Source organism: Amycolatopsis sp. NPDC104775 (assembly GCF_055583325.1).
In genome coordinates this window covers 448,274-460,896 of record NZ_JBVJOE010000001.1, presented here as the reverse complement: position 1 = coordinate 460,896, position 12,623 = coordinate 448,274, and the positions used below count along the sequence as shown (strand labels likewise).

11 protein-coding genes are annotated in these 12,623 nt (G+C 68.4%); 3 read left to right on the top strand and 8 right to left on the bottom strand.

Annotation, left to right across the window (positions count from 1 at the left end; all coding sequences use genetic code 11):
• Positions 1 to 196 precede the first annotated feature (196 nt).
• Positions 197 to 955 (bottom strand): hypothetical protein, encoded by a 759-nt coding sequence (locus ACZ63D_RS01750; RefSeq protein ID WP_465352371.1) that lies wholly within the window; start codon positions 953 to 955, stop codon positions 197 to 199.
• Between the two features lie 304 nt (positions 956 to 1,259).
• On the opposite strand from ACZ63D_RS01750, the gene ACZ63D_RS01745 reads away from it, so the two are divergent.
• On the top strand, positions 1,260 to 1,631 hold the full coding sequence (locus tag ACZ63D_RS01745; protein WP_465352370.1) for a neocarzinostatin apoprotein domain-containing protein: 372 nt from the start codon (positions 1,260 to 1,262) through the stop codon (positions 1,629 to 1,631).
• 59 nt (positions 1,632 to 1,690) lie between these two features.
• Here ACZ63D_RS01745 and ACZ63D_RS01740 read toward each other — a convergent pair whose 3' ends face one another.
• The 4 genes from ACZ63D_RS01740 to ACZ63D_RS01725 are packed head-to-tail and all read right to left on the bottom strand — an operon-like array spanning position 1,691 to position 6,113.
• Positions 1,691 to 2,563 (bottom strand): aminoglycoside phosphotransferase family protein, encoded by an 873-nt coding sequence (locus ACZ63D_RS01740; RefSeq protein ID WP_465352369.1) that lies wholly within the window; start codon positions 2,561 to 2,563, stop codon positions 1,691 to 1,693.
• 34 nt (positions 2,564 to 2,597) lie between these two features.
• Positions 2,598 to 3,695: a glycerate kinase gene (locus tag ACZ63D_RS01735; RefSeq protein ID WP_465352368.1), complete on the bottom strand. Its 1,098-nt coding sequence runs from the start codon at positions 3,693 to 3,695 to the stop codon at positions 2,598 to 2,600.
• 8 nt (positions 3,696 to 3,703) lie between these two features.
• Positions 3,704 to 5,014, bottom strand: coding sequence for a 2-hydroxycarboxylate transporter family protein (locus ACZ63D_RS01730; RefSeq protein ID WP_465352367.1), 1,311 nt, complete (start codon positions 5,012 to 5,014; stop codon positions 3,704 to 3,706).
• 25 nt (positions 5,015 to 5,039) lie between these two features.
• Complete coding sequence (locus tag ACZ63D_RS01725) at positions 5,040 to 6,113, bottom strand: tartrate dehydrogenase (protein WP_465352366.1); 1,074 nt, start codon at positions 6,111 to 6,113, stop codon at positions 5,040 to 5,042.
• Between the two features lie 118 nt (positions 6,114 to 6,231).
• Here ACZ63D_RS01725 and ACZ63D_RS01720 point away from each other — a divergent pair, with 118 nt between their 5' ends.
• On the top strand, positions 6,232 to 7,167 hold the full coding sequence (locus ACZ63D_RS01720) for a LysR family transcriptional regulator (RefSeq protein ID WP_465352365.1): 936 nt from the start codon (positions 6,232 to 6,234) through the stop codon (positions 7,165 to 7,167).
• Here ACZ63D_RS01720 and ACZ63D_RS01715 read toward each other — a convergent pair.
• Positions 7,098 to 8,048, bottom strand: a complete 951-nt coding sequence (locus ACZ63D_RS01715) for a LysR family transcriptional regulator (protein ID WP_465352364.1) — start codon at positions 8,046 to 8,048, stop codon at positions 7,098 to 7,100. The two genes, ACZ63D_RS01720 and ACZ63D_RS01715, sit on opposite strands and share 70 nt — an antisense overlap.
• Before the next feature lie 105 nt (positions 8,049 to 8,153).
• Here ACZ63D_RS01715 and ACZ63D_RS01710 point away from each other — a divergent pair, with 105 nt between their 5' ends.
• Positions 8,154 to 9,149, top strand: coding sequence for an amidohydrolase family protein (locus ACZ63D_RS01710; RefSeq protein WP_465352363.1), 996 nt, complete (start codon positions 8,154 to 8,156; stop codon positions 9,147 to 9,149).
• 22 nt (positions 9,150 to 9,171) lie between these two features.
• Here the strand turns inward: ACZ63D_RS01710 and ACZ63D_RS01705 are convergent, their stop codons facing one another.
• Both ACZ63D_RS01705 and ACZ63D_RS01700 read right to left on the bottom strand, forming a co-directional pair.
• Positions 9,172 to 11,430, bottom strand: coding sequence for a serine/threonine-protein kinase (locus tag ACZ63D_RS01705; protein ID WP_465352362.1), 2,259 nt, complete (start codon positions 11,428 to 11,430; stop codon positions 9,172 to 9,174).
• 81 nt (positions 11,431 to 11,511) lie between these two features.
• Positions 11,512 to 12,525: an ArsR/SmtB family transcription factor gene (locus ACZ63D_RS01700; RefSeq protein WP_465352361.1), complete on the bottom strand. Its 1,014-nt coding sequence runs from the start codon at positions 12,523 to 12,525 to the stop codon at positions 11,512 to 11,514.
• Positions 12,526 to 12,623: the final 98 nt, after the last annotated feature.

Below are 12,623 nucleotides of genomic sequence, written 5' to 3'. Positions count from 1 at the left end.
CGGGGGAGGATGCCCGGCGAGAGGGTTGTCGATCATCCGAATGGAGCAGCGAAGAGTGCCCGCCAGTGTCGGTTTTGTCGGGTGCTGGCCAATCAGCGTGCGGAATCCGCTGTACGCGCTCGTTGAGGGTCCGTCATGGTAGCGATGGTCTTGGACCTCGTTCGGCGGCGGAAGTTCGGCAATCGCGGCTGCCGTCCTAGCCTTCGGGGCAGGAGCTGATGCAGCGCACGGCGATGGTGGTGCTCATTTCGTTGCCAGGCCCGGAGATCAAGCCAGTCAGAAGCCGGTCCAAGTCTTCCCGGACGCCGCATCCGGAGAACGGCGGGATGTCGAAGCTGCTCGTGAGCACTGTCGGCGGCGCGGTGTTCTGCAGTCCGGTCAGTCCTTTGACCTTGATCGTCAGCGGGCCCGCCGTCGTGCAGTGGGGTCCCAGGTCCAGCACCTTGCCGTCGACCTTGGCGTCGCTCAGGCGAAGTCCGAGACTGAGGGTCAAATCGACGATCACCGACAGGTATTTCTTGCCGTCGGGGAAAAGTCTGGAGGCCACCACGCCCGCATCACCGGGGTTTTTCAGCAATACCCCGTGCTGTTCGCCCTCGGAGGTCAGGCTGACGGTGCTCGTCACCGGCATGAAGCGAAATGCCACGAAATACGCGTTCACAGTGGGCGGCAGGGTGATCGATCCCGATAGGGTTTCTTTCACCGAATCGACAGTGCTGTCGAAACGTCCTTCGCCGGTGGTCAGCTGGGAGCCCAGCTTCGCGATGCGTGTCACGGTATTCCGCACGAAATACGACGCTTTCAAACCCGCGGCAGCCGCGTCCATCCTCTGGGCGTCGGGCGTCGCTTTGACCTCGCCGGGGACGGCGGAGGCGGAGCTCAGCGAAAAGACTCCCAGCGAGAGCGTTGTGACGGCCGCGAGCAGCCGAAGGGCATGTCGTTTCCGCAGAGACATAGTGCGCAAGTCCTTCACCGCCAGAGGCATCGAGATGTCGAACCGTACTCGGCGCAGTTCTCGCCATGCAAGGACGAGAGTGTCAGGTCCGCGAAACGCGCACCATCGCCACGGTGGTTGTCATCTGCGTCCGAAACTCCGTCGTCCCGATTGTGATCCGCGTGATAACGGCCGATTCCTCGCCGCTCATCTCGGGCTGAAGCTTGACGCGTCTCTCGTCTTGACGGCAGACTGGGTCGCGAATTCCGAAAGAGGGGGAATAGTGAATTCATCGGGATATGTGCGAACGGGTGCTATTTCCGCGGTGATCGCCGTCGCGACTTTGGGCGGATCTTCTGTCGCGGCGGCGGCGCAGCCACCGGCCTGGACATTGTCCGTGTCGCCGTCAACCGGTCTCGCCGCTGAGCAGACGGTGAGCGTGAATGCCCGGGGTCTTGCCGCCAATCAGCAGATATTGCTGCTCGAATGCCCTACCCAGGACGGCAGTTGTTACGTCATCGGATATCCGATTGCGGACGCCAACGGCGACATCTCGACCACTGCCACGGTTTACCGGCATATGTCGTTTAGCGACCGCACCTATGACTGCAACACTTTGAGCGGGGGATGTTCGGTCGTCGGCAGCGATTCCTCCTCCAGCAGCGATCTGGTCAAGGTGCCGCTTAGTTTCCTGTAGTGAAGAACGGAGTTCAGCCGAACGGGACTCCCTCGCGGGACAGTGCGGAATCCGCCGGATCAAGCGCGCTGGAAGTCCGCCGCCGTCTCGGTGATCTGGTACGTCGTGCTCGCTGCTACGCGCGGATTCGTTGCCGCGTAAGCGGTGTAGGCGTTGAGCCCGGTGCTCAACGCGTAACCGCGTCCGCGGGCCCAAGCGTCCTCGTCGAGGCCTGACTCCACCCGGAAGATCTCTCGCGCCGAAGCCGGGAGCAGCGTCCACGCGATCAACGCGTCGCACGCTGGATCGCCGACGCCTAGCTCGCCGAAGTCGAGGACGGCGCTTATCCGATCGCCGGTCAGCAGGAGGTTGCCCGGATGAAGGTCGCCGTGCACCCACACCGGCGGATGCGGCCACGGCGGTGCGGCGAGCGCGGCGTCCCAGATCGCGGTGAGCGCGGAGCTGTCGAAAACGTCGGCGGTGGCGGCGATCGCGGCGCGAGTATCGGCATCCCGCCCGGCCAAGGGCGAGCCGGCGGACCCCGCGGCGGGGGCGGGGATCCGGTGGAGAGCCGAGACGAAACGGGCCAGTTCCGACGCGGTCCGGTCCGGGTGGGCGAGGCCGCCGATTTCCGGGGGCGAGCCCGGTCGCCAGCGGGACACCGACCAGTGCCAGGGATAGCCTTCGCCCGGCGCTCCGAGCGCGACGGGTTCGGGTATCGCCAGCGGCAGGTGCGGCGCGAGCCGGGGGAGCCACTGGGCTTCCTTCTCCGGTTGCCCCGCTGCCCATTCGCCGCGCGGCAGGCGCACGGACAGCTCGTCCCCGAGCCGGTAGATGACGTTGTCGGAGCCAGCCGGGTCGAGCCGCGACAGCGGAAGCGCTGCCAGTTCGGGCAGCTGACTCGCCAGCAGGCGCTTGACCAAGGTTTCGTCGGCAGGGTGCGTGGTCGGCAAAGGCGAGTCTCCCCGTGCGGAACGTTCGCCTTGATCAAACCATGCCTGGCGGCGGTGAGCTAACGGATTTCCGGGGCAGGTCGACGGTCTGTGCGATCCGTCGAAGCAACGCACCGGACAACCGCGGATCCGCGGCGGGATCGGCGGAACTGTGGTCGGTCAGGGCATGCACCGCGGACAGGCCCAGCGCTGCCGCGTCCTCCCGTTCCAGCTCGGAGCGCCCGACGACCGCGATCACCGGGACGCCGTTGCCGCGCCGGGCGACCGCGGCGGCGAGTTTTCCTTCCGCGGTCTGGCGGTCGATCCGGCCTTCTCCGGTGACGACCAGATCGCAGCCGCGCAAAGCCGCCGGGAAGTCCAGCAGGTCAAGGAAAAAATCGGCACCCGACACGATCCGGCCGCCCAGCAGGAGTGCGGCGAAACCGATGCCGCCAGCTGCTCCGGCTCCGGGCGTGGCGGCCAAAGCGGGTGCGTCCAAGAGTTGGACGAAGTGGTTCAGGCCAGCGTCCAGGTATTCGACGTCAACCGGGGCCGCGCCCTTCTGCGGGCCGTACACCGCCGCTGCGCCAGCCGGGCCGAGCAACGGACCCCGGACATCGGTGGCGATGACAATCTCGACGTCCAGGCTCGGTAGGTCGACCGCCGCGATGTCGGGAAGGGTTTGCCCGTTCAGGGTTTCCATCGGGCGGCCGCGATGGTCGGTGAACGCGGCGCCGAGGGCGGCGAGCATGCCGGTGCCGCCGTCAGTGCTGGCGGAGCCGCCCAGCGCGAGAACGATGCGGCGGGGGCCGAGCCGCAGGGCGTGCCGGAGTGCCTCGCCGAAGCCGCGGCTTGAGGCGGAAAGCGGAGCGAGCACGCCGGACCGGGTTTGCAGGCCGCAGGTGTTGGCGACTTCGACAATGGCGGTCGTGCCGTCGAGGGCGAGGACGGACCGGGTGGTGCCGGTGACTGTTACCGGCACGGGGCGGAAGCCGCTGGAGAGGGCGGCGGCGACGCTTCCGTCGCCGCCGTCGGCCAGCGCGAGAGCGCGGCTCTCGATTCCGCGGTCGGCCAGTCCGTCGGCAAGGTGGGCGGCGACTTCGGCGGCGCTGAGGCAGCCTTTGAATTTGTCCGGGGCCAGCAAGACTTTCATGACCGTCCTCAGTGGAAAGCTTGGATGAGCGACGCCGCGCTGATCACGGTCACGACGCCGCCGATGCGGGTGGAGATCTGCGCGAACGGCATGAGGACCATCCGATCGGAGGCGGACAGGATGGCGACGTCCCCGGTACCGCCGAGTCCACTGTGGCACACGGTGACCAGCGCGGCGTCGACCGGGTACATCCTCAGCAGTTTGCCGACGAGGAAACCGGAAGCGGCCATCGCGAGGACCACAGCGGCGCAGGTGAGCACGAAACCGGCGGAGAATACGCTGAAAACGCTTGCCAGCGGGACGTAAAGCATGCCGAGCCCGACCATGACCGGATAGATGAAATGCCCGGCGACCAGGTCGTAGCACGCCCGGGCGCTGTGCTCGACGCTGGCGGGCACCGCGCCGGAAAGCTTGGCGAGCACCGAAAAAACGATGGTGAGCACCGGGGCGGGCAAATGCAGGGCGGGTTCGCAGAGGGTGGCGGTGACGAACACGGTGCAGATGACCAGAATTCCGGCACCGTAATTCGCCACGGCGGCGGGCGGGTCATTGAACACCGGAGCGTTGTGCTTGACCAGATCGCCGCCGCCGTCGAGGTGTGGGCGCCGGGTGCCGAGGCGGCGAAGCAAACCAGCGGTCACGATGGCGACGATATTGCCGAGCACGGCGGCCGGAATCAGTTGCGAGACAAAGGATGCGGGCTCGCCGCCGAGCGCGTGCGCGTAGCCCGCCGACAGCGGCACAACGCCTTCGCCGATGCCGCCGCCGATGATCGGGACGACAATGAAAAAGAACGCTCGGTGCACGGAATAGCCGAACAGCGTCGCCACCCCGATCCCGGCGCCTACCGCGACGAGAGTGCCGAGCACGAGCGGCGGGAAAATCTTGACGAGCGCCTTGAGCATGGTCGTCCGGCGCATGCCCAGGATGCTGCCGACAACCAGCGCGGAGATGACGAAGTAGAGGAAGTTTGCCTTCTTCATCAAGGCCGCGGCGGCGTTCAGGATATTGTCGTCGAACACTCCGAAGTAGACGAGAACCGACGGGATCAGCAAGCACAGCAACGCGCCGCCGCCGATTTTCGAGATGACCGGCAGCCGGTTGCCGAGCGGGCCGAGCAGCATTCCGAAACCGGTGAGCACCGCGAGCCCGCCGATCATGTCTTCCGGGACGCGGTGCACGGCACCGGCGGCGACCACGAGAGCGGTGAGGACGACCGGCACGGGCAGCGGTACGCCGCCGACTTTGGCTTTGAAAGGGTTCCAGGTTCTGTGTTCGGTGGCGGAATCGCCGGTGGCTGCGGTGGATGTGCTCGTCATTGAGTTCTCTCCAGCCGGAAGGGGGTCAGCGGATGGCGTCGGCGATGGCGGTGCCGAGGTCGGTGGTAGTGGCGTTCCCGCCCAGATCCGGGGTGAGCGGGGCGTCGGAGCGGCCGAGCACGTCCTCGATCGCGCGCAGCACTGCGGCTCCAGCGGCGGGTTCGCCGAGGTGGTCGAGCATCATCGAGGCGCACCAGATCTGCCCGACCGGGTTGGCGATGCCCTTGCCCGCGATGTCCGGAGCGGAGCCGTGGACCGGTTCGAAAAGGCTCGGGAAGGTGCGTTCCGGGTTGATGTTGGCGCTGGGCGCCACGCCGATCGTGCCGGTGCAGGCCGGGCCGAGGTCGGACAGGATGTCGCCGAAGAGGTTGCTGGCCACGACGACGTCGAACCAGTCGGGGTGCAGCACGAAATGCGCGGCGAGGATGTCGATGTGGTACTTGTCCGTCGTCACGTCCGGGTAGCCCGCGGCCATGCGCTCGACGCGTTCGTCCCAGTAGGGCATGGAAATCGAGATCCCGTTGCTTTTCGTGGCCGACGTCAGCCGGCGCCGGGGCCGCGCTTGAGCCAGTTCGAACGCGTACTTGAGGATCCGGTCGACGCCGGTGCGCGTCATGACCGTTTCCTGCACCACCGTCTCGCGGTCGGTGCCCTCGAAGATTTTCCCGCCGATGCTGGAGTATTCGCCCTCGGTGTTCTCCCGCACGACCAGGAAATCGACGTCGCCGGGGACGCGCCCGGCCAGCGGGCTCGCGACTCCGGGCAGCAGCCGGACCGGCCGGAGCGAGACGTACTGGTCGAATCGGCGGCGGAACTGCAGCAGGCTGCCCCACAGCGACACGTGGTCGGGCACCGCGTCCGGCCAGCCGACGGCGCCGAAGAACAGGGCGTCGAAATCGTGCAGTTGCTCGAACCAGTCGTCCGGGAGCATCGTGCCGTGTTCGAGGTAATAGTCGGCACTGGCGAAGTCGAACTCGACCAGGTCGAGGTCGAAGCCGCCGGTTTTCGCCGCCGCGGTGAGCGCGCGCACGCCCTCGGGCACGACTTCCTTGCCGATCCCGTCGCCGGGGATCACCGCGATCCGGTGGGTGGTCGTCATTGTCGAAGTCCTTGGGAGTCGAGAGCGGTCAGGAGGTGGTGCGTATCGTATGAAGCACGAAACCTCGGAAAAACCCTCGAAGGCACACGACACCGTTGCGTCAGACGAAAGGAGCGGCATGGATCTGCCCGGACTGGACGATCTCCAGTTCTTCGACGTGGTCGCCCGCTCGGAGACGCTGACCCAGGCCGCGCGCCGTTGGGGCGTGTCGCCGTCGGCGGTCAGCAAACGGCTGACGCAGCTGGAGCGGCGGCTCGGCGTGCAGCTGGTCACGCGCAGCACGCGCCGGCTGAACCTCACCGACGAGGGGGAGCGCTACGCCGCGGGCGCCGCCCGGCTGCTTCCCGAGATCACCGACCTGGAGGACGAGGTCAGCCGTCTCCGGCACGGCGTGCGCGGGCGGGTCGCGGTGCATTCGACCATCGGGCTCGGCCGGGCGCACATCGCGCCGCTGCTGGGCCGGTTTCAACGGCAGCACCCCGGGGTCGAAATCGACTTGGAACTGTCTCATCTGCCGCTGCACATCGCGGGCACGCCGTTCGATTTCGCGATTCGCGTGGGACGGCAACGGGATTCCGCTCTGCACGCCCGGTTGCTGTACCCGAACCGCCGGGTAGTCTGCGCCGCGCCGAGCTATCTGTCCGCGCGGCCCGCGCCGGAGTCCATTCAGGACTTGCCCGCGCACGAATGCATTGTCATCCGCGAGAACGACTCGGACTACGCGATCTGGCGCTTCGGCACGGACGGCGACGAGGCCGCGGTCAAGGTCCCCGGCGCGATGATCAGCAACGACGGCGAGATCGCGACCCAGTGGTGCCTTGCCGGGCACGGGCTGCTGATGCGTTCGCTGTGGAATGTCGCCCCGATGCTGCGGAGCGGGGAATTGGTCCAGGTCCTCGCCGACATTCCCACTCCGGACGCTCCGATCTACGCGGTTTATCCCTCCGCGGATGCGGTGCCGCATCGCGCCCGGGCGGCACTCGACTATCTCGCCGGGGGACTCGCGGAGCGGCTCGGCGCGGAATTGCCGTCCGCGGGCGGCTCGATTTCTTGACCGGGTACCGGCGGTCGCTGGCAGGCGCGGACGAAGGCGGCCACGGCCGGGGCGGTCTCGGCGCTGCGGTACAGCAAATGAAAGTCGGTCGAGAGGCCGGGCTCGGCCAGCGGCCGGTACACCACCTCCGGAACCGCGGCCCGGTCCACGCCCGCCGGGATCACTGCTAGACCTGCCTTCGCGGCGACCAAAGCGAGAACGCTCAGCGTGGTGTCGGCGCGGAAGCGGGCCGGCGAGTCCCTCTCGCGGCGCAGCGGCCCCGGCGACGCGAGGTCGCCGTCGCCGGTGATGTACTCGATCAGTTCCTCACCGGCGAGCTGCTCGACGGTCAGCGTCCGACGCCGGGCGAGCCGGTGCCCGGCGGGCAGTGCGACCAGGAATGACACCGAAGTGGCCGGGAACGAGGCCAGCCGGGACTCGCCGGCCGGAGCCGGGAGCGCGCTGAAGCCGACGTCCAGTTGCCCGGAGAGGACCGCGGCGCGCTGCGCGTGCGGCCCGGTCTCCCGCAGCTCGATCCGGACCAGCGGGCGCGCCTGGTGGAAATCGCGGATCAGGCCTGCCACAAGGCCGCCGAACACGGCAGCGCCCGCCACGCCGATCCGGACATTCCCGGTCTCTCCGCGCAACGCCGACCGAGCCGTGTCGGCCGCCCGTTCGGCCTGGGCGAGCACTTGCCGCGCTTCGATCAGGAACGCTTCGCCCGCCGGGGTGAGCCGGGGCCGCCGCCCGGCGCGATCGAACAGCGGCCCGCCGAGTTCGTGCTCCAGGTCCCGGATCTGCATGCTGAGCGTGGGCTGGACCACATGCAGCGTGCGCGCGGCCGCGCTGAACCCGCCCTCCTCGGCCACCGCGACGAAATAGCGCAGGTGTCGCAGCTCCATCCCGGCTCCTATCAGTAGCACTGATCAATGGATCAGAAACAAGTGCTTGAGCCTATCGCTCGGCAGGGTCATCGTGGAGGGACAGACCGACGAACGGGGACAGCGATGCGGATCGTCACGCTCGAAGAACACTGGACCGACCCGGCGGTGACCGCCGCGGGCATGCCGACCATGCTCGAACACGTGCCCGGCTATGCGGCCGCGTTCGACGCGGACACGGGAATGCCGTACCCGCGGCACCCGGATCTCCTGGCGGACCTCGGTTCCGCCCGGATCGCCGACATGGACCGCCACGGCATCACCACGCAGGTCCTGTCCCTGGTCAACACTTTTCTCCCCGCGGACGTCGCCCCGGCGCTGACCGCCGCGGCCAACGACGCCGCGGCCGCGGCGGTCGAAGCGTTTCCCGGCCGGTTCGCGGCGTTCGCCGCCCTGCCCACGGCTGTGCCCGGCACCGCCGCCGACGAGCTGCGCCGATGCGTCGGCGAACTGGGCTTCGTCGGCACGATGATCATGGGACGCACCGACGGCGAATTCCTGGACCAGCCGCGGTTCGACCCCATTCTGCGCGCCGCGAGCGACCTGTCCGTGCCGATCTACCTGCATCCGGCCCCGCCGCCGGTGCCGGTCAGCGAGGCCAATTACGCCGGCGGGCTCTCGCCCGCGGTGTCGGCAGCGCTCCGCCTCGCCGCGTGGGGGTGGCATCAGGAGACGGCTGTGCATTTCCTGCACCTCGTGCTCGCCGGGGTGCTCGACCGGTACCCGGGCCTGCAGTTCGTCCTCGGCCACTGGGGCGAGTTCATCCCGTTCTACCTCGACCGGCTGGACGAGAGCATGCCGCGGCGGATGACCGGGCTCGGCCGGACGTTCCGCGAATACTTCCGGGACAACGTGTTCATCACCCCCAGCGGCATGTTCAGCCAAGCCCAGCTGCGGTACTGCGTGGACACCGTCGGCGCTGACCGGATCATCCACTCCGTCGATTTCCCGATGCTCGGCAACGAAGGCGCCGTGTCGTTCCTGACCGATTCGCAGCTTTCCCGCGAGGATCAGGAAAAGATCGCCCACGGCAATGCCGACGTGCTGCTCGGCCTCGGCTGATTTCGCGGCTGTGCGCTGCGGATCAGTGCGGCTGGGACAGATCGCCTGGACGGAAAGCTTCCGCGGTAGTGCTTACGGGCGTGTCGAGTTCTGCCTTGTGTTCGCGCGGATAAACCCAGCGCAGCGAGGCCGTTGACCCGGCTCCGATGAAACCGCGCTCGTAGAAGATCTTGCCGTCGCTTTGGTAGCCGGAAATCGAGTAGTGGTCGCCTTCGTCCTTGCGGTAGGTCACCCGGCCGCCGTTCGCTTCCGCTTCGGCGGCTGCGTCGTTGAGCGCTGCTGTGGCGGAGCGGCCGCCCGAATTGGTGCCCCAGACGGTCAAAGTCGCGTCGAGGGTGGGGTTGGTGAACGTCACTCCATCGCCGTTGTCCGGGCTGTAGGGCGCTGCGGTGTAGCCCTGGGGGACGCTGGTGGTGAAGCCGAAGCGAGGGTTGGTGTAGGTGCCGCTGACCGCGGGCGAGGACGAAGACGAGGACGGGGGCGCGGGCGGCCGGGAAGACGTTGTGACGCCTAGCATTGTCAGGAGTTTCGGTTGCAGCAAGTCGGTGAGCTCGGCGTACGGGACGGTCACTGTTTCTTTTCCGGACGCGGTGTCGCAGCCTAGGTCGTACCACAGGATTTCGAACTGGACTCCGGTCTTGGCGAAGCCGAATGAGGCTCCCGGGACGTGGTCGCGGGACGGGACCCGGTCCGCGGCGTCGATGCTGGCTTTCCGGCTCTCGCCGTCCACGGAGACTAAGCGGCAGAGACCGTTTCTGGTGTGTGGCTCGATGCGTTCGGTCAGGGTTTTCATTCCGGCGGCGGTCAGGATTTCGGGCCGGAACGTGTCCTTCGGGCCGAGCGTATTTCCGGTGGTGAGGTCGACGGTCACGATTTCCGGGAATCGCCATGTCGTGTGCCACAAGACATTCGAATCGAGATCGTGGTCGTAGCGTACGGAAAGCAGGCTCGGCGTCTGCAGCAGGATCTGCGCGGTGGTGCGTGCGGCGGGTGTTTCGCCGGTCTCGGTGAATCGCGGCTGCCAGTCCGGATTGGCGCGCGCGTCGCGGATAGCCTTGAGCCGCTTGTCGATCGGAGCTCGGAGAGCGTCGTTGAGGTGTTTTCGCACGACGGCGTCCGGTCCGCCGGACACCTGCGGATACTGGAGCCGATAGGTGATCGGCAGGGTTTGGTCGCGCCCCGAATCGGTTTGGATCGCTACGGTGAGCGCCGCGGGCGCGGGTGGATCGTCCTGGCGGTTGAAGACCAGGATTCCGCCGGTGACCAGCGCGCCGACGACCACCAGCACCGCGACGACCTTGCCCACGAGCACCGCGGTCGCCCCGGCCCCGGTGCCGGTGGCGGGAACCCCGGCCGCCACCGCGCCCGCACTCGCGCCGACCGGAGCGGCGGCGGTGCCGGCGGCGGTGAGGAGGGCTAGCGGAGTGAGCGCGGTCAGTGCGGCGGCTGAGGCGGCCAGGCGTTTCCAGCCGCGTTTCTCCCAGTCCTTTCCGTAGGCCTGGCGGGCGACGGTTTCCAATTCGGACACAAAAGCGTCCGCTGTGGACGGTCGCCACGCCGGGTCTTTGGCCATGCCGCGCGCGATCAGCGGGCGAAGCTGCTCGGGTACCGCGTCGAGCGGCACAGGCGCCATCTGGTGCAGGGAGCGCAGTTCGTCGGTGGTGGTCGCCTCGAACGGCTGGTGGCCGGTGATGCACTGGTAGAACACACAAGTAGCGGCGTACACGTCGGTGGCGGGACGGCCCGGTTGCCCGGCCCATTGCTCGGGCGCCATGTAGGACGGGGAACCGGCGTTAAGTCCATTGTGTCCGTCCAAAGTGGCCAGTCCGAAGTCGACCAGTTTCGACTGGCCTTCCCGGGACACCAGCACGTTTCCCGGTTTATAGTCGCGGTGGACGACTCCGGCGGCGTGCGCGTCGGCGAGGCCGAGCAGCGAACCCTTGAGCACGGCCAGTGCGGATTCCGGGGCGAGGACGTTTTCCGTCGCGAGAAGGGCGTGCAGGGACACGCCGGGCACCGCCTCCATCACGAGCGCGGCGCCTTGCGGTGTCTCGACGAAGTCGAACAGCCGCACGACGTGCGGGCTTCGGACGCCCGACAACAGCCACGCCTCGCGGCGGAACCCGGCGGCGATGTCCGGGTCGGCGAGGTACTCCGGGAGCAGGTACTTGATCGCCGCCATCCGGCCGGATTCCTGGTGCTTGGCCAGCACGACGCGGCCGAAGCCGCCGATGCCGAGCACGTCGACCTCGGTGAACCCGGGCACCTGCCAGTCGCTCATCCCCGCCGCTTCCCCTCTCCGCGAGGCCGGTCGCGGTCGGCGAGATCGTACTCCGGAAATGTGGCATCCGGGGCGGGTTTGTCACATTCGTGGTTTGGTCGAGGTATCGGGCTGTCCGGCCGCGGGATCCAGCAGGCGCAGTCCTTGCTCAGTAGTGCGGTAGCGGACCTCGCGGCCGGACCGCTGCCCGGCGACCAGGCCGCTGTCGCGCAGGACCCGGAGATGCTGCGAAACCGCGCTCGGCGATACGCGGAGGACTTCGGCGAGGTCGGTGGTCGTGGCGGGCGAGCGCAGGGTCTCGAGCAGTTCGGCGCGACGCCGTCCCAGGAGCCGGACCGCGGGTTCGGCGGGACGGCGCTCGGCGGCTGTCCACAGTGCACCGCTGCCTCGGGCCGGATAGCGGATCGTGGTCTGGGTGGTGGTGTGCAGTTTGATCATCACCCACGGCGGGCCGAGCACGACGGGGGAGAGCACCAGCCCGCCGGCGGGCCGCCCGGGCGAGGGACGGTGGTCGCCGTCGAGAGTGAGGCGCCCGCCGTGCCAGTTCAGTCTGGTGTGCAGGTCGTCGAACAAGCGGCCGGCGCCGCCGTCGGCCCATTGCTTGGCCCGGTAGGCGATGTCGGCGTCGAGGACGGCGCGCAGCCGGGGCCAGTGCGGTGCGATCAGGCGGTCGTGGGCCTGGCGCAGCTCGGCGGCGATGGCGCGAAGCCCGGCCGCGGGGTCGGCGGCGAGTGCCCGGGCCGACGCGGGCAGATCGTCGCCGAAGACGCCGCGCAGACTGCGCCGGACCTCACCCGCGGTGGTCCGGCACATCGCGGCGAGGGCCTCGTCGATCGTGCTCGCCGCGCGGGCCGGTGCGGGCAGCAGGAACTGCGGCCAGCTGGCCCGCCCCGTGACGAGCAGCGGCCAGGTCCGCGACAGGTCCAGCGGCCGGGCGGCGAGTTCGCCCGCGGCCCAGCGGGTCCAGCGCGCGTGGCGCGTCCGGCCCCAGCAACCGGCCAGGGTGTGCAGGCCGGACACGGTCTCGGACAGCGGCGAGACGGCGAGCCTGGTGCCTGCCAGGTCGCTGGTGCTCAGGTCGAGGGTGAGCGGCACGTGGCGATTATGCGGCAGATGGAGGGGGTGTGCGGGGTTGTGGGAGGGGGCGGGTGGGGTCGCTGCTGGCTTGGGTTTGCTCGGTTGGCGGTGGACTT